The 19,572-nt window shown below is 60.5% G+C and carries 28 protein-coding genes; 3 read left to right on the forward strand and 25 right to left on the reverse strand.

Translation table 11 applies throughout. From position 1 onward, the window contains the following. The 24 genes from APH30_RS18085 to APH30_RS18190 all read right to left on the reverse strand — a co-directional run. A partial coding sequence (locus tag APH30_RS18085; RefSeq protein ID WP_256222064.1) for a host specificity protein J occupies positions 1-2,211 on the reverse strand: 2,211 nt, incomplete at its 3' end. Beyond that, complete coding sequence (locus APH30_RS29615) at positions 2,212-2,610, reverse strand: hypothetical protein (RefSeq protein ID WP_054913350.1); 399 nt, start codon at positions 2,608-2,610, stop codon at positions 2,212-2,214. A gap of 2 nt (positions 2,611-2,612) precedes the next feature. Continuing rightward, complete coding sequence (locus APH30_RS18095; protein ID WP_054913351.1) at positions 2,613-3,215, reverse strand: hypothetical protein; 603 nt, start codon at positions 3,213-3,215, stop codon at positions 2,613-2,615. Beyond that, positions 3,215-3,799, reverse strand: a complete 585-nt coding sequence (locus tag APH30_RS18100; RefSeq protein WP_054913352.1) for a hypothetical protein — start codon at positions 3,797-3,799, stop codon at positions 3,215-3,217. Before APH30_RS18100 ends, APH30_RS18095 begins: the two co-directional genes overlap by 1 nt. A gap of 41 nt (positions 3,800-3,840) precedes the next feature. Further along, on the reverse strand, positions 3,841-7,056 hold the full coding sequence (locus APH30_RS18105; RefSeq protein ID WP_054913353.1) for a phage tail tape measure protein: 3,216 nt from the start codon (positions 7,054-7,056) through the stop codon (positions 3,841-3,843). A gap of 56 nt (positions 7,057-7,112) precedes the next feature. After that, complete coding sequence (locus APH30_RS28825; protein ID WP_156326539.1) at positions 7,113-7,439, reverse strand: hypothetical protein; 327 nt, start codon at positions 7,437-7,439, stop codon at positions 7,113-7,115. A 306-nt stretch (positions 7,440-7,745) separates the two neighbouring features. Then, complete coding sequence (locus APH30_RS18115; RefSeq protein WP_029885590.1) at positions 7,746-8,075, reverse strand: hypothetical protein; 330 nt, start codon at positions 8,073-8,075, stop codon at positions 7,746-7,748. Positions 8,076-8,087: 12 nt separating this feature from the next. Then, positions 8,088-8,585 (reverse strand): hypothetical protein, encoded by a 498-nt coding sequence (locus tag APH30_RS18120; protein ID WP_054913354.1) that lies wholly within the window; start codon positions 8,583-8,585, stop codon positions 8,088-8,090. A 54-nt stretch (positions 8,586-8,639) separates the two neighbouring features. Beyond that, positions 8,640-9,026 carry a DUF3168 domain-containing protein gene (locus APH30_RS18125; protein WP_054913355.1) on the reverse strand — a complete coding sequence of 129 codons (387 nt, stop codon included), beginning with the start codon at positions 9,024-9,026 and terminating at the stop codon, positions 8,640-8,642. Then, on the reverse strand, positions 9,019-9,594 hold the full coding sequence (locus APH30_RS18130; RefSeq protein WP_054913356.1) for an HK97-gp10 family putative phage morphogenesis protein: 576 nt from the start codon (positions 9,592-9,594) through the stop codon (positions 9,019-9,021). Before APH30_RS18130 ends, APH30_RS18125 begins: the two co-directional genes overlap by 8 nt. A gap of 3 nt (positions 9,595-9,597) precedes the next feature. Next, positions 9,598-9,768: a hypothetical protein gene (locus APH30_RS29135; protein WP_177333747.1), complete on the reverse strand. Its 171-nt coding sequence runs from the start codon at positions 9,766-9,768 to the stop codon at positions 9,598-9,600. 8 nt (positions 9,769-9,776) lie between these two features. Continuing rightward, positions 9,777-10,103 carry a phage head closure protein gene (locus APH30_RS18135; protein WP_029885586.1) on the reverse strand — a complete coding sequence of 109 codons (327 nt, stop codon included), beginning with the start codon at positions 10,101-10,103 and terminating at the stop codon, positions 9,777-9,779. After that, complete coding sequence (locus tag APH30_RS18140; protein WP_054913357.1) at positions 10,103-10,399, reverse strand: head-tail connector protein; 297 nt, start codon at positions 10,397-10,399, stop codon at positions 10,103-10,105. Before APH30_RS18140 ends, APH30_RS18135 begins: the two co-directional genes overlap by 1 nt. Next, positions 10,400-10,651 carry a hypothetical protein gene (locus APH30_RS18145; RefSeq protein WP_054913358.1) on the reverse strand — a complete coding sequence of 84 codons (252 nt, stop codon included), beginning with the start codon at positions 10,649-10,651 and terminating at the stop codon, positions 10,400-10,402. 51 nt (positions 10,652-10,702) lie between these two features. Beyond that, on the reverse strand, positions 10,703-11,905 hold the full coding sequence (locus APH30_RS18150) for a phage major capsid protein (RefSeq protein WP_054913359.1): 1,203 nt from the start codon (positions 11,903-11,905) through the stop codon (positions 10,703-10,705). Beyond that, positions 11,902-12,543, reverse strand: coding sequence for an HK97 family phage prohead protease (locus APH30_RS18155; RefSeq protein ID WP_029885582.1), 642 nt, complete (start codon positions 12,541-12,543; stop codon positions 11,902-11,904). The genes APH30_RS18150 and APH30_RS18155 overlap by 4 nt, the downstream gene beginning before the upstream one ends. Next, entirely contained in the window at positions 12,530-13,744 is a 1,215-nt protein-coding gene (locus APH30_RS18160) for a phage portal protein (RefSeq protein WP_029885581.1), read from the reverse strand. Before APH30_RS18160 ends, APH30_RS18155 begins: the two co-directional genes overlap by 14 nt. 2 nt (positions 13,745-13,746) lie before the next feature. Continuing rightward, a complete protein-coding gene (locus APH30_RS18165) occupies positions 13,747-15,432 on the reverse strand; it encodes a terminase large subunit (RefSeq protein WP_029885580.1) in 1,686 nt (561 codons plus the stop codon). Further along, positions 15,432-15,977 carry a terminase gene (locus tag APH30_RS18170; protein WP_029885579.1) on the reverse strand — a complete coding sequence of 182 codons (546 nt, stop codon included), beginning with the start codon at positions 15,975-15,977 and terminating at the stop codon, positions 15,432-15,434. Before APH30_RS18170 ends, APH30_RS18165 begins: the two co-directional genes overlap by 1 nt. Before the next feature lie 147 nt (positions 15,978-16,124). Next, positions 16,125-16,460, reverse strand: coding sequence for an HNH endonuclease (locus APH30_RS18175; RefSeq protein ID WP_054913360.1), 336 nt, complete (start codon positions 16,458-16,460; stop codon positions 16,125-16,127). Further along, positions 16,460-16,618, reverse strand: coding sequence for a hypothetical protein (locus APH30_RS29140; protein WP_177333748.1), 159 nt, complete (start codon positions 16,616-16,618; stop codon positions 16,460-16,462). The genes APH30_RS18175 and APH30_RS29140 overlap by 1 nt, the downstream gene beginning before the upstream one ends. Positions 16,619-16,667: 49 nt before the next feature. Beyond that, complete coding sequence (locus tag APH30_RS18180) at positions 16,668-16,949, reverse strand: phage holin family protein (RefSeq protein ID WP_054913361.1); 282 nt, start codon at positions 16,947-16,949, stop codon at positions 16,668-16,670. Continuing rightward, the gene (locus tag APH30_RS18185; protein ID WP_054913362.1) at positions 16,950-17,324 is read right to left on the reverse strand and encodes a putative holin; all 375 of its coding nucleotides are present in this window, start codon (positions 17,322-17,324) and stop codon (positions 16,950-16,952) included. 47 nt (positions 17,325-17,371) lie between these two features. Then, positions 17,372-18,016 (reverse strand): hypothetical protein, encoded by a 645-nt coding sequence (locus tag APH30_RS18190; RefSeq protein WP_054913363.1) that lies wholly within the window; start codon positions 18,014-18,016, stop codon positions 17,372-17,374. A gap of 115 nt (positions 18,017-18,131) precedes the next feature. On the opposite strand from APH30_RS18190, the gene APH30_RS18195 reads away from it, so the two are divergent. Further along, positions 18,132-18,320, forward strand: a complete 189-nt coding sequence (locus tag APH30_RS18195) for a hypothetical protein (protein ID WP_054913364.1) — start codon at positions 18,132-18,134, stop codon at positions 18,318-18,320. Between the two features lie 361 nt (positions 18,321-18,681). Here APH30_RS18195 and APH30_RS18200 read toward each other — a convergent pair whose 3' ends face one another. Beyond that, positions 18,682-18,906, reverse strand: a complete 225-nt coding sequence (locus APH30_RS18200) for a hypothetical protein (RefSeq protein WP_054913365.1) — start codon at positions 18,904-18,906, stop codon at positions 18,682-18,684. A gap of 311 nt (positions 18,907-19,217) precedes the next feature. Here APH30_RS18200 and APH30_RS28130 point away from each other — a divergent pair, with 311 nt between their 5' ends. Both APH30_RS28130 and APH30_RS18205 read left to right on the forward strand, forming a co-directional pair. Further along, positions 19,218-19,400, forward strand: coding sequence for a type II toxin-antitoxin system HicA family toxin (locus APH30_RS28130; protein WP_016715573.1), 183 nt, complete (start codon positions 19,218-19,220; stop codon positions 19,398-19,400). Positions 19,401-19,437: 37 nt separating this feature from the next. Further along, the coding region (locus APH30_RS18205; protein WP_177333749.1) for a type II toxin-antitoxin system HicB family antitoxin at positions 19,438-19,572 on the forward strand (135 nt) is incomplete at its 3' end.

Raw genomic sequence — 19,572 nt, forward strand, 5'->3', positions numbered from 1 at the left:
GGTGTAAGCCTGGTCAGGTTTGTACGGCATCGAGTCGGCCAGGTCGGCGATCGTGTCGATCTGCTGCTGCAGGTCCTGCTTCGCCTGGTCCAGTGCGCTGTCTACGCCTGCGACGGCGTTGCTGACATCGGCGATCTGTTCGTTCAGGTCGTTGCGTACTTCGCCCAGGCGCTCGTTGACCGAGCCTGGACCATCCTTGTCGATCAGGTCGATGCGGCTGGTGAGCTCCTGACCCAGTTCACTTTCGGTGATCTTGTTCTTGATGCCTTCCAGGATGGCCCCGACATCCATGGATGTCGCGGCGACAACTTTGAGGAAGGCGCTTACACCGTAGGCATTCTTCGAGCGAACGAAGTAGGCGTAGCTTTTGGCGAACGAGAGACCGGTATGGGTGATGGTCAGCCCGCGCCCGAGAAACTCGCCTTGCGTGGCGGCTGGATCGGACGACCAGAAATACTCATATGTGCCCCCATTAAGACCATGAAGCGTATTGCCGGGGATCAGTGTGATCGTGTCGATTGTCGCCTGCACGGCGCAGGTTTCAGGCATCGGGGGGCCATCTACGTCAACTGTGATGGTCGCCTCTCCAGAGCGAGCCAGCGGGCCCAACGCAGCAACGCCCATGGTGTAGCTACCCGATGTCAGGCCTGAAATCGGCATTCGGGTTGTGGTTTCGGGCACTTGTAGCGCCTGCACCGCTGTGCCCGCTTGCCTCACGGTAACAGCGAAGCCCGATACGATCCCTGCAGGTCGGTCCCAGCTTAGAACGCCCTGGCTTATCTCTGCCGTGTCCTCCACATCCCAGCGGAGGTTCGTTGGGCTCCCGAGACCGCCAGCGGGCAGCTTGATAAAGCCGATAGGGTTGTAGGGCTTGCCCACGGCGTCATCAAAGATGGCAGCCTCATAGGCCTGAACCGAAACTGTACAGCCCTCGCTGGTACCCATGGACCAGTTGGTAACCATGAACTCGCCGAGGATGTTCAGCGATGGCAAGTTAACGCGCACAGCCCGACCAGGCCGGCAGTTGTAGCCAGCCAGGTTGAGCGGGATATTCAGCCCGCCACCCGACCGACGCCGACGGAGCTCGATATTTGCCAAGCGCTGGGCCTGGTATGGGTCGCCGACATAGGAAAATGACAGCGTTTCTGCTGCCTCGCCCCCGTCTTCCTCAACCCATTGAGCAACAGAGACTTCGGGATAGTCGGTCTCGGTCCAGGACTGCTGGGGATCAATGAACGTGCCGCGGATCGTGTTGATGGCGGCGTCATTGGTAGCTTCGGTGTTGCCGGTGATGGTCCCAATCACCATGTCTTCGGTGATCTCGAAGTCATACGGCCCGTAATAGGCACCCGCCTGGAACATCCAGCGGCCGCCGACTCTGATCAGCTTGCCCGCACAGGCCGCCTCGAGCTTCTGCAATACGTTGGTGCGCTGCTCATCGGCGCCGATCACGCAGCCGCTGCGGTACCGAGGGCTTGAGCTACCGTCCGGGTTTTGGACCGACTCGTCACAGACGTTGGCACCGCTCGCGAATGTCTCAAACACGATCTCATCATCGGGTACGCCGCAACGTGTACGGAGAAACCACAGCAAGTGTAAAGCCGTGTTATCTGTCCAACCGGACATGCCGGTCCGTGGATCGAAGATGTCATTGCGACCGCGCACAACAAAGCGCACATCGGGAATGCCGGACGGGAATTTTTCTGCGTTGTAACGCAGCGAGATCCGTACATACGACAGCCCGCGGCCGATTTGCGTGTCTTTCCAGTCAGGGCAGTTTTCCTTGAGGAAAGCGTTCACCTGGGTTGGATTTACGACCAGCTCATATGAGACATCCGCGCCATAGCTGCCGATGAGCTCCTCACCGAGATAAATGGACTCCAGCTCATCAATGGCGCCTTCGCATAGCACATACACCAGGTGCAGCCATTCGCCGGTTGTTTGGGCTCCACGCTCCTCCTGAGCCCAGACCAGTACCCCGCCCGTGCTGACGCGTCCAAGGATGTACCGAGCAGGCGCCTTAGAGGAACGGACGGTCTGAGCAGAGGGCTCGTTGTCTCGCAACGGCGACTTCGTGTTGAGCTTTTCCTGTTGCTCAGCTGCGTAAAATGCCAGGCCAGCTCCGATCACAGCACCTACGAGATTACCTTGGACGAAGCCAATGACGGCGCCGACGGCAACCTGTGCAAGTTTTTTTACGCCACCGCTCATCTATTCCACCCTCCAAACAGCTGTCGGCTCACACACCACGCGGTGCACGCCATCTTCAGTCGTCGCCCAAAATTCGTTCGCCCAGAAGACCGCCATGGACTTGCCACCTGGTGCCTCATACATCGCGATGTCTCCGCGCTGGATTAGCGCTGGAGATACCCGGACAAAACACGCATCCCAGGCTGCTTCCAGGCTGCCGTGATTCTTCCGAAGCGCACGCTTTGCACCGGCCTCAGTCCTGTAGGTGCCCCGATACGCTTGCGCTGGATCGGTCCCGCACACTGCTAGAGCGCAATCCGCAGCAAACAGGCAGCAGTCAAACTCGCCCCATGAAAAAGGCCGCTCTCTGGCGGCCTTGATCACTTCACTGAGTCGTATTGTCCAATCTCTGTGGCGCATAGCTATTTCTCATAGGCAAAGGTCGGGGCGTCCTTGCTCGACCCCCAGTAGATGGGCCACTCGGACAGCTGAGCGACGGCATAGAAAAAACGGTCGCCCTGGTGGCGGGCCCGGTGGTTTTCGTCGGTGAAGCGCTCGGTACCGGTGCGGCTCCACTCGGCCATGCGGTCGACGATCGGCACAGTGATTTTGTTACCGTCCTCGCCGCTACCGGCATACGAGAAGGTGGCAGCGTCCATACGCCCTGAGAAAAGTATGTCGACGGCGTAGTTGCCCTCTTCGTCGAAAACGACGAACAACAGTTTTCCAGATCGTCCGCGACAGCCCCGAATGTTTGTTTCGCTGATGATGTAGGCATCTAGGCCGTTCAGCGTCAGATCAACAGCCATAGGCGAGCCTGAGTTGTCGCTTTCCTGCGATTGACCTACCTCACCGAACTGACCGACACCGAGATAGGTAATCCCGTCGATCACCAGCTCACCAGTGCCAGTATGGGCATATACCGGGCCATCAGCGAAGTCGAGCTGGCAGGCGTAAACGGTCATGAATCGTCCAGATGCGATGATGTCCACCACGCTCTGACTGAATGGAAATGATGTGGGCATCAGAAAGCCTCTCGAAACTGGTAGCTGCCATTCGATATCACCGGCTGAACAGTCCATTGATTGGTGTCGTCCATTCTCCTCATCTCGCAGTAGGGGTTTCTATACTCAACCGGGCTGCCGGGCGCGAATCCTCTGCGCACTCGCTTGTTGACGCGAACTACCGCAGATCCGCTGCCATCCGTAGCAGCGTGCTCTACCACCTCAAACATCTCGCCCAGAATGGTGATGTGATCACCTCGGCTGAAAACCCTGATGCCTGGCCGCATGTTGCGCAACTGCAAGCTGGTGGATTGCGCAACAGCAGCCGCCACAACTGGCGATCCTATGTCGTCAGTCCTGACCCTGGTGATCGAAGGTACGTTGACGGTTCCGAACATCCCCTGCAGACGGCCAAGGAGCGATGTCAGCTCTCGTTCATCTTCCTCATACAGGACACCAAACGTAAGGGTGCAGACCCAGTAGGCGCCAGGGTGCGAGGCGATTTGCTGGGCATTGTTGAGTGAAGAGGTGAAGGCCCGATTGTTATAAACGACGCCCCAGGTGACCTCAGTGGGTTCAAGGTCCTCGGGCCATTCCTCCGCCATTGGATAACTCCAAAAGTGCCTGCCAGAGCTGGCATGGGTTGTTAAGTTCGGCGCAGCATCTGCCGGCCGGCGCCGTTCGTTTTGAAGTCACGCAGCATCAGGTCGTAGCCATCCCGTGCACCCTGTTCGGCTGCGCGCCGAACATCGGCGAGCGTGGCCGCGTCTGCTTGCCCCCCCACCTGGATGTGTTGAGTGATGCCCCCAAAGGTGATCGATGGTGAGCCCGTTTCGCCGCCCGCGCCTGCGGCCATTACACCAAGCGAACCGTCCGGCCCCCGGTGCAGGGGTAAGATCGCTTCTGGCCCGGCCTCTGCGAAAACTCCCGCTCCCTTGGCGAAGGCGAACATCTGAGGGCTGTCGTACACTCCGCCGGAGTAAGCTGACAGGCTGAGGGAATCGTAGACACCGCCTTTGGCATTCGGGATGACCTCACTGAAGCCCGTCATCGTGCCTTGTCCAAGTGCTTGGGTACCACCGCTAAGGAAACCAAACGCCGAGCTGAGGAAGCCAGCAGCCGCTTGGCGCACCTGTATGCGAATCAGATCCTCAATCACGGAGTCGGCGAAGTCCTTGAACTGGAACTTGCCGGTTTTCACGAACTGAGTGATGCCATCCTCCAGGTTGCCGAAGGCATTGGAGAACAACTCCTGCGTCTGGCCGGCTACATCGGCGGCACTGTCGAGGTAGTTTTCCAAGGCAGCTGACGCGCCATTTGTCCAGTCAGACTGAGCCGCGTCGATCTTGACGAAGGTGTCTTCTTGGACCTGTACCAGCTTGGCCCCGTACTCTTGCCTCAAGGCAATCTGCTTCTCCAGCTCCTGGCGCTGTTTCTCAGTGCTGGCTGTAGCCAGCTCGTCTCGCAGCGCCAGAATCTTGCTGTTGTTTTCCTGCTCGAGGGCCAGGCGCGACTGAGCGCGACCAGCCCGCTTGTCGCCCATGCCTACCGCTGCCGCTGCGGCATCGCCCTGCTGCTGGGCAAGCGCCAACTGGCGCTCCAGATCGGCCTGGTACTTCATGGCCCGCGACAGGCCGGTCGAGGCCTGCACGGCATTATTGAATTGCTCGGCAAGCGCGCCGAGGGCCTTACCGTACTCCCCGGTCGTGATCTTCTTCTGCGCCAGCAGTAGGTCGAGATTCTTGGTTTGCTTCTGAAACTCATCGGACGCTGCGCCGACCGGGTCGAAGGCTTTCTTCAGCTGCTGGTACGCGGTTTCCGCCTCTTTCAGCTGCTGATTGAGCTTGGTTTGCGCCGAGGTGGCATCCTTGGTTTGCTGCTTCGCGCCCTGGTTGGCTTTCTTCTGTGCTTCGATCGCGCTCGCCGCCGACAGAATTGCCTGCCGGTCTGTTTCGGTAAGGTCGGCGTGTTCAGCAAGATAGCGATTAACGATCTTGGTAGCATCGCCATTGTCTTGCAGGCCCGCCAGCTGCTTCTGCAACGTTTCGAGGTAGGTCTGACCGGCCGTGCTCATGCCAGCCTTGGCGGCGTTGTTTTCCTGCGTCGAAACGGTGTTCCGGTCAGTCTCGCTGGTCAGTTCCGAAAATTTGGATCGCAGATTGGCAAGCGCGGCGCTGAGTTCAGATGCCCTGACCTGACCTGTCTCGATGGCCTGGGCCATCGCCTCAGTGACGCCGGGAATTCCGCGCACCTGATCTGCTACGGCCTTCCAGTCAACTACTGCGCCCTTTGAGAAGTCATTAGCGGCTGTTCGCACTATCTCGAGTGCTTTCCGTGCCTCCTCGGGCATTGGCGCTAGCCCGGCGATGAACCCATCAACGCCAGCGGCCCCCAAACCGCGTAGGTCGTTCTCGAATTTGTCGGCAATCGCGCCCGACGTCTGCCCCAGCTGGCTCTGCAGGTCGTCGATCTTGTCTTGCAGTTCCCTCAGAGCCACCGCCTGGGTCGCCCTGTTCAGCTTGTTGAAGCGCTCGACCAGCTTGTCGAGCGGATCGCTGAGGTCTCCTAACTTCTTCTCGAGTGAGTCGGAGTTGTCTCGCAACAGGAGGAAACTGGCCGCAGCCGTGCCGGCCAGAATCGCCAACCCCATCGGGCCGCCCAGCGCCGTCAGCAAACCACCGGTAGCGGCACGTGTTAGGTTGGCCTGGGCAATGGCCAGCGCCTCGGTTGACGCCGTGAGGGCCGCTTGTTTTGGCAATAGCTGGGTCTGAACCAGGCTGAGTCTATTCAGGCCAGTCGCGGCTGCTACCGACGCCTCTGCTTGCCGCACCTGCGCCTGGGCGTAAATGCGCTGGGCCTCAGCACCGCTTAAAGCAGCTTGGGCATTCCTGAACTCTGCTACCCGCTGAGCTACGGCAGCCTTCACTGCCATGTATGTTTTGGCGGTATAGGAAGTAAGCGCCGCAACACCGACACCGCCAATGGCTGTCGCGACTAAATCGAAATGCTCTCCGAGCGTGACGATGACCTTCGAGAGACCGCCAACGGCCCCGGTTTGCTCTTCCATCTTTCCAAGGAAGTTGCCAATCGCGTTGCTGATGTTGTTCAAGGCATCTTGAACACTGGTAGACATGTCGGCCGCTGCTTTGCGGTTTATCTCAACACTTTTCAGCAGACCGATGTTAATGTCATCCAGAGCAAGCTTGCCCTCGCTGCCCAGCTTGCGCACTTCGTCAGTGCTCTTTCCGGTCGCGCGGGCAATCGCGTCCACGATTGTCGGCATCGCAGTTTGGATAGAAATCCACCCATCCGCATCTACCTTCCCTGTAGCCAATGCTTTTGAGTAGGCGTCCAGCGCCGAGCTTGCTTTGTCCGCTGACGCGGCGTTGGTTACGAGCAGGAAACTGAAGCTGTCGGTGATATCGAGCGTCTGCTCGGTGTTGAAGCCTAAGCTGCGCATCACATCCGCCGTGCGGATATACAGTTCTTGCGCCTCAGCCAGAGGTCGGTAGGTTTCCTGCGCGGTCTGCATCAGGTGCTCTTGCACAGCCTGGTAGTCGGCAGCACTTCCAGTAGCTGCCTTCATCCGGTCAGACATCTGGCCGTAGGCATCCACTTGCTTGATGATGCCCCCGATCAGGCCGGCGCCCGCTACCGCGGCAAAGGCCCCGCGCATGAGTGTTCCCGCGCCTTGAGCCGCAGCGCCCGCTCGCTCAAACGCGGAGTCAACCGTCGCCAAGTTGCGATCAATTGTCTGACTGGTCTTGGACACCAGCTGATCGGCACTCGCCAACTCGCGCCGTAACTGCGCGGTGGTGGCCTCAATCTGGACGAGCATTCCTTGAATTTGTTGGTCAGCCATTTCATAGCCTACAAAAAAGCCCGCTCAAGGCGGGCTTCAATAAGTTGGAAGGAAGATCAAATTCCTTTTTTTGAACAAACTTGTCCGGCAGCCTCTCCCACATCAATAACAACGAAATTACCGCTAGAAAGTTTCACCGCCATGAAAGGCTCAAATCCGACATACGCACCATATGAGTTTTTTGAGTTTACAAGGCCACAAGTCGCTTTATCTTTGCCGATCCTCACATTTTTAAATTTTGCACTGTCTGCATCTTTCAACCGATCTTCCATCGCTATTTTCAGTGCCGCTAGGTCATCATTTGATGCCGGGGTGCCAGCGGCGAAGGCGAGCGAAAAAACAGCGCACTGGGCAAAAACTCCCAAGCCAATCTTCCTGATCACGGTAGACTCCTCACGAAAATGACTACCATATCAAGAAGACGATCAAGGCGCCTGGTTAGTAAGACTTTCTCCCAGTCAACGCCATCCTCAGCTTGTCGGCCACATTCGAAGCACTTGGTTTCTCCTTCACGCCCTGCTTCTTCCCGCTGCCGAACGGGTTAGTCATCTGAGTCCATTCAATCCTGGCATCCATGGCCATGAATAGCTCAGGCAGCGGCGTACACCAGGCCACATCCGGCGCCCATCCCAGCCACCCGGTGGCGATCCCATACAGCCGGTCGACGTAGCTGCCATCCTCGACAGCGCTTACGCCGTCCCGGCTTGGTCGTTTCCCGGGTCACCGCCTCGCGGATTGTAGAGAGCGCCAAGGTAGTTGGTGACTACCGGTGTCAGCCCGGCCACGCCTTCCTGCCAGACCTTCTCGGGCAGCGCTTCGGCAGCCTTCCCTTCCAGACCTGCGCCAGCAGCGATGATGAAGGCCACCGCATCTACGCCGACTGCATGCAGGGCTGCGGATGCACCGCGCAGGCCGCCGAAGCGGCTTTCGATAGCACGAACTGCTTTTAGGGTGGGCTGGAGAGTGTACTCTTCATCGCCCAGTTTGATGGTCACGGTCCCGTGTAGAGTTTTGCTCACAGAGGCCCCCTATCAGGCAGCGGCGGCGGCCGGAATTTCCAGCACGTCGGAGTTGATGCCCATGGTGATGTTGCGGCGCACCACGTTGTCAGCAGCACCTGGTGCAACGGTGTTATTCATCACCTTGACCCGCATGTAGAAGGTGGTCGGGTTGATAACTGGCGTTGCGGTCGGGTCACCGTCATTCAGGGTGATCTTAACGTTGTAGTCCCCCTTGCTGCGGTCCTTGTGCGCGGTCTTGACTGCACGCTGGCCTGCGTCACCACTGTCCAGACCGACAGTAACTGTCAGGTCGCCAGCGTCAGCGGTGCCCTTGTACTTGCGCACACGCCCGTCTTTCAGCGAAGTGAAGTTCACGTTGCTGAAGGTGTCACCAAACTCGCCCAGGTCCTCGATCTCACCCACTTCTACGTAGGTATCGGCCTTGTATTCAGTTTCCGTGTCCGCGCCGGTCTTGCCACCGATAAAGAGGCGGCAGCCAGCGGCTGTGTTGAGGTTGTCTTCGGCCATGGGGGTTCCTCCAAAGGCACATTGGATAAAGCCGCAGCGCGGCCGGTGGTTAAATCAGTGGGTGGTGATGATGCGAACCGTGATCGAGCCCTGGTAGGTAACGCCGTCAGCATCCCGCTGGGCGTCCGACTGGATGACGCGTACCGATACAGCGCGGCCAACCTCCAGCGGCAGCGGGCGCTCGTCCAGGGCGGCGATCACCTCGCCGTTGATGCGCTTCACTTCGGCCTGGCCGACAGCATCAGACCAGACGGACAGGTACAGAAGGCGCTGCTCGCGCTTGCGCCCGGAGATCGGGCTTTCGTTGACCGAGACCTCGCGGTCAATCGACACGTAGGGCATATCGGCGTTCAGCGGTGCGCCGTCGTAGATCGGGCAGCTGACTTCGGCCTTGAGCCTGGCAAAGATTGCCTCCTGCAGGGCCAGTGATGGATCAGCCATTACCTACCCCCTGGCTTGCCTTGCGCAGGGTTCGGCGAACTGCCTCCTCAAGGTCGGCCATGACGTACTCGCGGTTTACGTCCAGGGATGGGCGAAGCCACGGGTGGGCCGGCCTGGCAGGTATGTCCGGGTACTTGCCGAAGAAGTGCTGTCCGTCGGACTTGTTCTTCGTGTCGCGCTGCCGGATCGAATTGCGCCGGCCTTTCAGCTGCGACTTGTCGCGATTGTTGGTGTGCACGCCGCCGACCGCATCCCGGTCAGCTCGCTGGTAGATGGTGCCGGTGTAGCCCTTGGTGCCGTACTCGAGGAACCTCAGGTAGAAGAAGCGGCGATTGTCCCGTTTGCCCCTGATGCCGACCTGTGCATCCAGCCCGCTGGGTGCGACGTAGACTCGCAGGGCCGCCGAGGCAGCGCCGGTGTCCTTCGGGATCAGCTGCTGCTGGGTAGCCAGCACGCGCGCGGCCGCCTTGGCCATGGCCGGCTGCAGTTCATTGTCCATCGTCTTGTGGATGTTGCGCAGCGTCCGCCGGAGGCGGATGTCGCCGCGCATTTTCGAGCGGCGCGCCATGACCTACTCCTTGCCTGGTTCGGCCTTTGCTGGTTTGGCGGCCTTGTCGGCAACGGCCTCAGCGTAGCCACGAGCAATCAGGCCTTCGCCCTGCTCCTTGGTCACCTCGAACTCTTCGCCCTTCTCGCGCTCACCAGATGCGCCCGTCAGCGGGCCCAGTGCACGAATTTTCATGGTTCACCTCATGGGTTGGGGACGCTGGAGCACAGCAGCCGCAGCATGTCCCGTTCGTTGTTGAGCAATGCGGCCTCGACCTTGTAGGTGATGCCGGTGCGCTTTTCGGTGACCCGCCAGCCGGCGGCGATATCCTTTCGCGGCCGGATGCGGATCTCGGCGGTGACAGTCGCCTGCAGCTGCTCCGCCACGGGCATGACCCGTCCGGTGGGCATCGTGACCTCGGCCCACACCTCAGCTGTCGCCGGCCAGGTCTCCTTGAAGCCGCCGGTGCTGTTCTGCTCACGCACGACCTGGGCCAGAATGCAGCGGTGCCTCATTGGTCCGGCTCTCATCAGAATCGCTTCCTGTACCAGAGCAGGCGGTCAACAGCGAGCGGCACGGAAGTGAGCCCGCCCGCGGCCACTGCCTCCCGGTTGGCGTACCAATGCCCCACCAGCAGCAAGATGGCCTGCTGCACGTCCCCGGTGAGCCCCATCTGCTCTGGCTCAATGGGTTCGCCCTCGACCAGCTTCCGGTCGCAGTGCTGCTCGACGTGCGCCTTGGCGGCTTCGATGTAGCCGTCAATCAACGGGTCTTCATCGTCACCGTCGACGCGCAGGTGCAGCTTCACGGTGGCTAGGTCGACCATTTACTTGGCCTCGTCAGCTGCTTTGTCAGCAGCGGCCTTGTCCTCCTTCGGCGCTGCGGGCTTGGTTTCTTTCGGCTTCAGCACGCGAGGCTTGCCATTGGCGTCGAGCTCCACCGCCAGGCCCTTGCCAATGAGGGTGTGTGCGTACTCGTCGTTCGCATCGTCGAACACCTGCCCCGCGACGACTTTGTTCGTGTCGGAGCCCAGCAGCGCGCCCTGGCCGACAAATCCCCACTCGATCTTGATTTTCATGATGCCTCCAAAAACAAAGAGGCCGGCGATCTGCCGGCCAGCGGGTGAGGATTACTTGGCAGCTGGGAAGCGGCCCTTGACCAGCGCTTCGCGGCGGCGAACACCGAGGCCCAGCCGCTCCTCGACCAGCAGCGCCCGCTCGTTGCGGATGAATTGATCGTTGATCAGGCCCATCTTGAACAGGAAGGTGAGGCGATCGAACAGGGTGACGGATCGGGCGAAGTTCGCGACCAGGAACTCACCGCCGGTGTCGGTGCCCCCTTCGTCCATGCTGTCGGAGGTGATCACTGGACGCCCCCACAGAACCGGGGTCACCAGACCCTGAAGGTTGGCGAACAGGTAGCGGTTCTCGCCGTCCTTCTGCAGCTCGATGTTCATCCAGTCCAGCTCGGTCATAACCGCGCCGTCTGCGGACATCTTCGACTGCTTGCGCACCTGATAGATGGCACGGCGCACCAGGTCGATCGACGTGTCGCCAGCCTTGTTCAAGGCTACGTCATAGCTGGTTGCCTGGGTCATCAGGCCGTTGAGGTTGTCGCCGGTGCCGTCGCCCTTGAGGATCTGCGTTTCTTCTTCCAGTTTCAGGTCGTAGCGCAGCAGCTGCTGGATGTAGGCGAGCATCTGCGGAACGTCATCGAGAGCTTCGTCGGTGACCGGCATCCATACCGCCAGTTTTTTCACGCGATCGGTGATGCGCTCGAAGGTCACGTTGCTGGTGGGCTTGAGACCGCCCTCCGCCACCGGCGCGGCGCCCTTGGTGTGCAACAGCTCACGGAAGTAGGTGTACTCCTGCGCCGACACAGGGATGACGGTCAGAAGGTCGCGGATGCGCAGTTCCTGACGAATACCTGGTTGGATCACAGGATCGTAGACAGGCGGCACGATGCCGGCGCTGGTAACCTTCATCTCCTTCATGCTGGCCATGTCGGACTTGGTCACTTCGAGCTGGGCCTGGGCGGCGTTCTTCTGGTTCAGGGCCTTGTAACCATCATCGCCCTTGATCATGTCGATGAAGCTTTTGCCCTCGCCGGGCTGGCCACGCAGCTTGACGCCCTTCTGCTCCAGGTCCACGACCTGGTCGATGACCTTCTGCAACTCGCCCTTCTGGTCTTCGATCTGCTTCTTCAGGTCGCCGGCAACCTTGTTGCCCTTCTCGACCTCCTCCATGGCCGCGTCGTACTTCTTCTGCAGGCCCTCGAAGCCGCTCTTCAGTTGCAGCTCGATGGTATCTTTCAGCTCTTTCACTTCGCTCATTGCGATGCTCCAAAATGGTGGGTGAACAGGGTGGAAATTTCTTTCAGCTCATCCACGATCGCCGTGGCCTCGCTTCCGCCATCACGGCGCAGCGCGGTGTAGCCGAGCGAAGCGACTGCCGCCGCTTCCTTCTGCGAGAGGCCCATGCGTTCGCGCAGCGCCTTCTCGAAAAGCCTGATGTCCGACTTGACGCTGAGCACCTGCGCCTCGGGGTTCATGCCGAACGGGACGAAGGAGGCCTCCCACAGTTCGGCCTCCTTGATGAGGCGTACACGCCGGCCGGCGCGCTCCTCGAAATCTGCCTTGATGGTGTTGAAGCCGATCGACATGCTGTCGAGGATGTCGGCCTTCATCAGCTCATAGGCATCGCGGGCATAGCTCACATTGAGATTGACCTGGCCCTTGAGCAGCAGCCCATGGTCGTCCTGGGCGTAATCGGCGGCGCCGACCAGGCGGGTCAGGTCGTGGTACAGGGCCAGCTTGAGCTTGCCTGCACGGGTCGCTTTCACACGGGTGAAGGCCCCAGGCAGGATCACGTCGTCGCCCAGATCCACGTTGTTGAACACGGCGGCGTAAGCTTCGAAGTTGCCCGCGTCGTCAACCGACTTGAGTTCGATTGGAACCTCAAGAGTCGCCATTTTTCTGAACCTCCCACCGGGTGACCCGGTTGTATTCGTCGCCTTCCAAGAGAGGCAGATTTTCCTTGGCGCGGGCTTCGTTGATGGTCATCCAGCCAGAGCCGCCTGAACCGCCGAGCGCTGCCCCCAGGTACGTGGCACGGCCTGCGCTATCAGCGCGCAGCAGCCCCTCGACCACGAACTCGACGAAGCGTGTGGTGCTGCCAAACAGCTTGCTGTTCAGCTCGTCTTCAATGGTGTCGATGTAGGGCTTGAGGCCGAAGGTGATGAACCCGATGAGCTGCTGCTCAAGGTTCGAGCCCATGATCGAGGTCTTGCCCGCACGGTTGGCCAGCCACAGCGGAACGCCGTAGATACCCGCCAGGGCTTCTTCCTGGAACTGCTGGGACTCGATGAACTGTGCGTCTTTCTGGCTGATCCCTGCCGGCACGATCTTCGGGCCGCCCTGCAGAATGGCCATCTTGCCGATGTCATCGGTGTCGGCCTTGCGTACGTCGGGGAATCGCTTGAGCACCTGCGCCTGCTGCTGGTCGGTCAGGAAGCCGTCGTAGATGACATAGCCGCCGGTGAAGCCGCCCTTCCTCATGAACCGCGCCGACCACTGCTGGCCGGCCTTGGCCAGGCCCATGGTTTCGGCCTGGTACTCCAAGGGCGAGAGGCCGACCACACCGTCAAGGCTGAACAGCTTGAAGTGCAGCATGTACTCCGGCGAGACGGGGAACGGGTCTCCTTCCGAAGGCGTCACGGTGTACAGCAGATCCTCCTCGGTATCGATCTGCACTGTCCGGCCATCGAGCGGAACCAGGCCGATGATGTCGCCCTTGCCGTTGCGCTCGATCAGGGCGAAGGCATTGCCGCGAAGGGCCATGTTCACGACCACGAACTTGAGGAAGTTCAGCATCGTCATGTACGGGTTGGGCTTGCGAAGCAGCTTGAGCATCCGGTCGCTGCCGCTGATCAACTCCCGCCCGCCACCCTTGTCGTCGTAGAGCTTGAGCGGCAGACCGCTCAGCGACTCGGAAAGGATCTTGACGCAGGACCAGACCATGCTGATCGAGAGCGCGTTCTTTGTCGTGATCCGAACGCCAGCCTTGGTCCGTTTGCCACCCACCTCGAGGTCGGCTTCCACGTAGTCCCCAGTGACGGGGTCGGTGTAACCGAAAAAGCCCCAAGTCGAGGGTTTGTACCATTTGAATCTCATGGTCAGCCTATGAGGTCGAAGAAGCCGTTGTTGAGGTAGTTGTCCATGCCGCCCTTCGCCTCAGGGTTGAGCGCCATCAGCGTTACAGCGTTGAACAGCGCCATCAGCGGGTCGATCTTTGCCGAGCCGCTGGCCTGCTTGGTGATCAGGATCGAGTTGCCCCGTGGCTCGACGCGGGCGTTGCCGCAGCACCAGGCCATGAGCGGCTGGCCACCGTGCAGCAGCGTCCCCTCGGCCAGCTTGCGCTCGGCAGTCTTGATCGCCCCGCCCAGGCGCCAGCCCTGTGAAACACCGTCGATCTTGTCGCGCGGTATGCCGACCGCCTCGAGTGCATCGAGAATGGCGCCGACGCCCGCCGGGTCTAGACCGACTTTGTCCAGCAGGCCGGCCTGCTCCACTCGCGCCACAAGCTGGGCCACGTCCTCGATGTCGTCACCGATACGCTGCACCAGGGTCAGGTGCCCGTCCTTGGCGAAGTCGCGGATCCGCGGCGCCTCGGACTTGCGCCGCTCCAGAACGGAGGGGTGAGCCCAGGCGTGGGTCCACGTCAGCCAGCGGCGCGTGCCAGTCTCCCGGCCGATGGCAGCCAGGCCCAGCAGGTCGTCAAGACCGCCGCCGTCGACGCCGATGTCGATCACCTCGCAGCGCTCGAGCAGATCGTCCAACGTACGGCAGAGCTCGGACGCTTGCTGCTCCCAGAAGTCCGCCCCGGCCCACCTGTCCGATAGCAGGGCCAGGCCGATCTCGACGTTGAGGTGCTTGGCCAGGAAGCCCCGGAACGACTCCTCTCCGTCGAGTTGAGCCTGCGCATAGCCGCGCTCGATGAACGGCTCGTCTACCGAAAGCCCCAGGTTCGGGTTGGTGATGTAGGCGTTGGAGAAATCCCGGTGGGCACCGGCATCGAGCATCGCCTTGGGGAACTCGTACAGCACGGGCAGAAACGACTTGTCGATGATCTCCCCATCCCGAACCTTCCGGGCGTACATCAGCTTCTGGCGGAACACGCCGGCCGGCGGCGCATCGGACTGGGTGGTGGCCCAGATGATGAATCCCTCTGGCCGAGAGGCCAGGCCACCAGTGGCCTCGCGTAGCATGGCCTCGGCGTTGGCCCGCTTGCCGAACACCCACAGCTCGTCAACGAACACGCCGATGGCTTTCTTGCCCGACACCGTCTCGCTGTCCGCCGCAACCACCTTGAGGGTGGCGTTAGTCTGACGGTGCGTCACGGTGCGCAGGTGATCCTGCACCTTGAGCAAGGCCTTGAGCTCTTCGTCAGCACCCACCATGTCCCGGATCGGGAGGTAGGAGTTATCCGCGATCTCCTTGGTCGGCGCCAAGATGATGAACTCACCCGACGCCCGCCAGTTAAGGATCAGTGCGGTGAGCATGATGCCGGCGGCGATGGTCGACTTGCCGTTCTTCTTGCTGATCAGCAGCATGAACTCGCTGACCAGGCGCCGGCCTGAATCCGGGTCATAGGCGCCGAAGATCGCAGCCACGAACTGGTTGACCCAGTCGCGCACGGTTTCGCACATCAACGGGCTGCCGGTGGCGTCCACCATGCGCAGCGCGCCGAACACGTCCAGGGCTTCCTCAGCCTCGGTCGGGAACAGCGGCTCGAACGGAATCAGGCTCCGGCGGGCAACTATGCGCTGCTCCCAGTCTGGGCAGGCGGTTGACCACTCCATCATTTCACCGACTGCAGCGGGCCGCGGCGGGTGCCGAACTTGCCGGTAGCTGCCTTATCGGCGTTGGCCTGGGCCTGATCCTTCTTGCCGCTCTCGCCTTTGCGCGGGTGAACGAAAGGCATCAGGGCCTTGGCGGCATCTACGCGAAGCTTCGCTTCCGTGCCCATGTCGTTCATCACCGAGAGGAGGAAGTCCTTCGGGTCACGGTGGAGCAGCGCCTGGGCCAGGTCGAAGCCGGCACGCTCCGGCTCTGCTTGCTCCTCGGATTCCGGTGCCCCTTCCGGGCCCGGCTCAGCCTCTTTGGCAGCCTTGGCGGCGGGCCTGGCTTTAACATCCGGTTTAACATCGCCTTTAACATCTGGAGGCATCAGCCCCAGGGCACGCAGCTTCATCAGTTCGGCAGCGACGTCCTTGTCCTTGACCAGCCGAGAGCCCGCCGCAGACGCTGTCTTCTCGGAATAGCCGGCCGCCACGGCAGCGTCTCGATTGGACGCACCTTCCCTCAGCGCAGCGATGAAAGCGCGCTTGCGGGATGTTAAAGCCATTTAACAAAAATCCTGTGGGGGAAAAAAATCTGTACGTGGGGTCGGTGGCGGTCTAGCTAAGTGAGAATAACTATATTTTGACCACCCCCGGGGTTTGTGGCACGTCACTGACGTGCATTTTGCAATGTCGCCCGCGCCGCCGCGGCCTCAGCCCAGCCCTGCAGCCTCCTCGGCCTGCTTGACCGAGTCGTGGCAGGGCTTGCACAGCGACTGCCAGTTGCTCTGGTCCCAGAACAGCGTCATGTCGCCGCGGTGCGGGGTGACGTGGTCCACCACGGTGGCTGCGGTGGTGCGACCGAGCCTGGCGCAGTAGACGCAAAGCGGGTGGTCGAGCAGGTGGCGCTCGCGGGCCTTCTGCCACTTGTAGTTGTACCCGCGCTGTGAGCTGGTCTTGCCGCAGCGCCAACTGCTGGGGTTCACGACCTTGACCCTGGAGCCTGTGCCATCCGCAAGTCGCGGCGTGATCGTCTTGAGCCTGGCCATCAGCGCACCTCGGTCACGATGCCGCGCTCGATCCAGCGCATGACGCGAGCCAAGTTCGGTTCGCGACCGGTGATGTGGGACATGGCCATGACGCCGGCCAGGTAGTACTTCAGCCACCAGCGATGGCGGCAGACGATCGTTGCTGTCATGCGAGCCATTCAGCCTCCTCGCGCCACGAAATGGCGCATGTCGATTTCGTGGCGCGGATCATTCAACCCGCACAATCTTGGCGACGTTGCCCTTCGCCCGGCAGACCAGCATGGCGGCCAGGAGGTAGAACGCAGTGTTGAACCAGGACACGTCGGCGAACTCGTCATGCAGCAACATGCGGCCTATGAGGCTCACGCACTGCATTCCTGTGACCGCGCATGCGGCCCAGGCCATCAGGGACACGCCCAGCTTGTAGCGGGCATCTGGATATGGCCGATAGCGCAGCCCAATCATCACGAAGATGACGGCGCACAACACGGCCTGGATTACGGCAGCCATTCAACCCTCCTTCCTGGCTCGGAGGCGGAAGAACCAAGCCCACCACCTTGGCGGCTGGCCGGTCTGCATCCACTCGATGAGGCCAGAGAACGTGATCACGCACAGAGCGCCACACACGAAGGCGCTGAACCCAGCTGTCTTGGTCCAAGCCCAGCCCATCAATTCGGCAGCACCGAAGTAGCCACCGATCCAACCAGTCAGCAAGTAGCCGACCCGGCGCCAGGTGCTCATGTCCTTGGCGAAGACGACGTAGAAGAAAGCCCCGCCGAAGGACCCCACCAAGGTGGCCAGGTCCAGCTGCGGGAAGAAAGCACCCAGGCCGACGCTGGCAAGTACGCCGGTCACTGCAAGGGCGCCGGTACTTGGTTCGGCCATAGGGGTGCTCCACAGAAAAAAGAAACCCGCTCAAGGCGGGCATTGGATCAGCAGCGATGCAGCATCCCGCCAGGCTTGAGCTCTTCGCGAAGCAGGCGGCGGACATCATTTTCCAGGCTCGGCCCGAGCTTCAGCTCGTTTGCGACAGTGCTGACACCAACCCCAACACCGGCGATGTAGAAACGGCCATCCTCACCCATGGTTACCTTGAGGCTGTAAGGGCATGGATCGGTACCAGAGCTTTCGAGTGCGGCCTTGGTGATGAACACCTGTCCGTCGATCACGACGAATGGCTCCCTGGGCTCGTTGGGACGCTTCACCACTTCCAACTGGCCTACACCCGCTTCCCGCAGAACTGCCTGTGCGGCCCGGATCTGCCGGGCAGTCTCGCCGTGGAAGACAACCTTGCCCATGCGCAGAGGCTCGACTGTCTGGCCGGCATCGATGAGCAGGTCTGCGGTTTCGCAGCTGGTCACGCGGCTCGTCAGGCTTGTGGTAGCACGGGCTTCCGCGACTCTGTTGGTCAGCACCGTTACATGGCCACCTTCCGCGGTGACGGTGCTCGCCAGCGCCTGGACGGCCGTGGTGTCTGCCTTCGTTGCAACCTGGCCGCTTAGGGTGGCCACCTGTGCCTGAAGGTTGCTAACCGAAGCTGACAGGGAAGTGATTGCCGCGAGAACTGGATCGGACATTTGCTTGCTCCAGATACGAAAAAGGCCCACCTGAATGGCGAGCCCTAGACATGCGAAAGGTGGCCCCGTACTACTGTCGAGCTTCCACACAAGACGTTTCACGGAGCGAAAAACGATGAAGGTAACCCTCAAGTGCGCCAAGTGCGGCAGTGATAAGTTCGAGGTTCCGGCTAGGCCGAACGACAACTCGAAGGTCACCTGCGGCAAATGCGGCGCTGTCGAGACTTACGGAAAGCTCATGAAGGCTGTGAGCGACAAGGTCACGAAAGACCTGCAACGGCAGCTCGGGAAACTGTTCAAGTGACCTGATTGTTTCAGCCAGAGGGCGTAGGAAGTCAGCGGCGCCCTCAACCTTTACGTCGAGCTGTAGCTTTTCCATGCGTCCTCCAGAATGAAGAAAGCCCCGGCAGACACCGAGGCTCAAAAAAAACCGGCCTTTCGGCCGGATAATCCGAACTAGCCAACATAGACTGCTACGGCTATGCAAAAGCTCGGATCTCGATATTGCCATGGCGCATTAGGCAATTGCCATACCGTGAAAGACTAGCGCCTCGATTTCTCACAGGAATCTCTCAGCCTCTCCATAGCGTCAGGCGCCATCGGCGCGGTCATCATGGAGCGGTAGGTTATGCGCTCAGGGGGGCTACTTCAGCGCAGATAGAGCTTTACGCTTGCGGGGCAGGGGCTTCATCAATGCTGATGCAGTGCTCAATTTCGGTAATCTTCACCAGCGCCTGCTCTGCAAGCGGATAGGCACCAAAGACCCGTCCTTGGTAGAACACAACCCAAACGAACTCCAATGGCTCCGGGCCACCGAGAGTGCGAACCAAGTTTTGGAACCTCTCGGCCAAGTCATCAAAATGCATCTGCGCCATACCACGCAACACCATGCCGAACGCTCCTTCACTCAAAGCTGCATTCTGCGCTCAGTGAAATTTGCGGGCAACTCGTGGCTGGACTTCACGGGGGTGCGGAGGGCCGGTGCATCCCGGCTTGGTGATCTGGATCGCTGGGTCACGTACCCCAGACTCTCATCGCGTAGCCGCCCATTGTCCGCACGGGATTAGACGACGCCACTACCGACTTAGCCCAGCTGCCGGGCGTGTCATCCGCATAAAAATAACCCTAGGCGCATCTTTTCTCTTTACGAGCTATACGCCTAGAGGTATAATTTCAACATCAACCACACAAGGAGACGGAGGTGCAAAGCAGGCAGTTGATCAAGGAGCTTGAAGCAGCTGGATGGGTTCTAAAACGTGTCACTGGAAGCCACCACATCTTCAAACACCCCAACAACCCAAACTCGATACCAGTGCCACACCCCAAGAAGGATCTACCGATCGGCACGGTAAAGAGCATCAAGGAACGAGCCGGGTTGAAATAACCCGGCTTCACCCTTTGCACCTCTGTAGGAGACGAACATGCAATACCCAATCTGCATCGAGTGGGGCGACGAGAACACCGCCACCGGCATTCAGATCCCCGATATTCCAGGCGCTGTTACCGCGGGCGACACCTTCGAGGAGGCCTATACCTCTGCCGTCGAGGTCGCCCAT

Origin of the sequence: Pseudomonas sp. NBRC 111127 (assembly GCF_001320345.1) — a bacterium.
Taxonomy (GTDB): Bacteria; Pseudomonadota; Gammaproteobacteria; order Pseudomonadales; family Pseudomonadaceae; genus Aquipseudomonas; species Aquipseudomonas juntendi.

What these genes read in the sequence shown, in the direction of transcription:
- APH30_RS29615 (WP_054913350.1), bottom strand. Translation starts at nt 2,610, where the DNA reads ATGCGCCACAGAGATTGGACAATACGACTCAGTGAAGTGATCAAGGCC.
- APH30_RS18095 (WP_054913351.1), bottom strand. Translation starts at nt 3,215, where the DNA reads ATGCCCACATCATTTCCATTCAGTCAGAGCGTGGTGGACATCATCGCA.
- APH30_RS18100 (WP_054913352.1), bottom strand. Translation starts at nt 3,799, where the DNA reads ATGGCGGAGGAATGGCCCGAGGACCTTGAACCCACTGAGGTCACCTGG.
- APH30_RS18105 (WP_054913353.1), bottom strand. Translation starts at nt 7,056, where the DNA reads ATGGCTGACCAACAAATTCAAGGAATGCTCGTCCAGATTGAGGCCACC.
- APH30_RS18120 (WP_054913354.1), bottom strand. Translation starts at nt 8,585, where the DNA reads ATGGCCGAAGACAACCTCAACACAGCCGCTGGCTGCCGCCTCTTTATC.
- APH30_RS18125 (WP_054913355.1), bottom strand. Translation starts at nt 9,026, where the DNA reads ATGGCTGATCCATCACTGGCCCTGCAGGAGGCAATCTTTGCCAGGCTC.
- APH30_RS18130 (WP_054913356.1), bottom strand. Translation starts at nt 9,594, where the DNA reads ATGGCGCGCCGCTCGAAAATGCGCGGCGACATCCGCCTCCGGCGGACG.
- APH30_RS29135 (WP_177333747.1), bottom strand. Translation starts at nt 9,768, where the DNA reads ATGAAAATTCGTGCACTGGGCCCGCTGACGGGCGCATCTGGTGAGCGC.
- APH30_RS18135 (WP_029885586.1), bottom strand. Translation starts at nt 10,103, where the DNA reads ATGAGAGCCGGACCAATGAGGCACCGCTGCATTCTGGCCCAGGTCGTG.
- APH30_RS18140 (WP_054913357.1), bottom strand. Translation starts at nt 10,399, where the DNA reads ATGGTCGACCTAGCCACCGTGAAGCTGCACCTGCGCGTCGACGGTGAC.
- APH30_RS18145 (WP_054913358.1), bottom strand. Translation starts at nt 10,651, where the DNA reads ATGAAAATCAAGATCGAGTGGGGATTTGTCGGCCAGGGCGCGCTGCTG.
- APH30_RS18150 (WP_054913359.1), bottom strand. Translation starts at nt 11,905, where the DNA reads ATGAGCGAAGTGAAAGAGCTGAAAGATACCATCGAGCTGCAACTGAAG.
- APH30_RS18155 (WP_029885582.1), bottom strand. Translation starts at nt 12,543, where the DNA reads ATGGCGACTCTTGAGGTTCCAATCGAACTCAAGTCGGTTGACGACGCG.
- APH30_RS18160 (WP_029885581.1), bottom strand. Translation starts at nt 13,744, where the DNA reads ATGAGATTCAAATGGTACAAACCCTCGACTTGGGGCTTTTTCGGTTAC.
- APH30_RS18165 (WP_029885580.1), bottom strand. Translation starts at nt 15,432, where the DNA reads ATGGAGTGGTCAACCGCCTGCCCAGACTGGGAGCAGCGCATAGTTGCC.
- APH30_RS18170 (WP_029885579.1), bottom strand. Translation starts at nt 15,977, where the DNA reads ATGGCTTTAACATCCCGCAAGCGCGCTTTCATCGCTGCGCTGAGGGAA.
- APH30_RS18175 (WP_054913360.1), bottom strand. Translation starts at nt 16,460, where the DNA reads ATGGCCAGGCTCAAGACGATCACGCCGCGACTTGCGGATGGCACAGGC.
- APH30_RS29140 (WP_177333748.1), bottom strand. Translation starts at nt 16,618, where the DNA reads ATGGCTCGCATGACAGCAACGATCGTCTGCCGCCATCGCTGGTGGCTG.
- APH30_RS18180 (WP_054913361.1), bottom strand. Translation starts at nt 16,949, where the DNA reads ATGGCTGCCGTAATCCAGGCCGTGTTGTGCGCCGTCATCTTCGTGATG.
- APH30_RS18185 (WP_054913362.1), bottom strand. Translation starts at nt 17,324, where the DNA reads ATGGCCGAACCAAGTACCGGCGCCCTTGCAGTGACCGGCGTACTTGCC.
- APH30_RS18190 (WP_054913363.1), bottom strand. Translation starts at nt 18,016, where the DNA reads ATGTCCGATCCAGTTCTCGCGGCAATCACTTCCCTGTCAGCTTCGGTT.
- APH30_RS18195 (WP_054913364.1), top strand. Translation starts at nt 18,132, where the DNA reads ATGAAGGTAACCCTCAAGTGCGCCAAGTGCGGCAGTGATAAGTTCGAG.
- APH30_RS18200 (WP_054913365.1), bottom strand. Translation starts at nt 18,906, where the DNA reads ATGGTGTTGCGTGGTATGGCGCAGATGCATTTTGATGACTTGGCCGAG.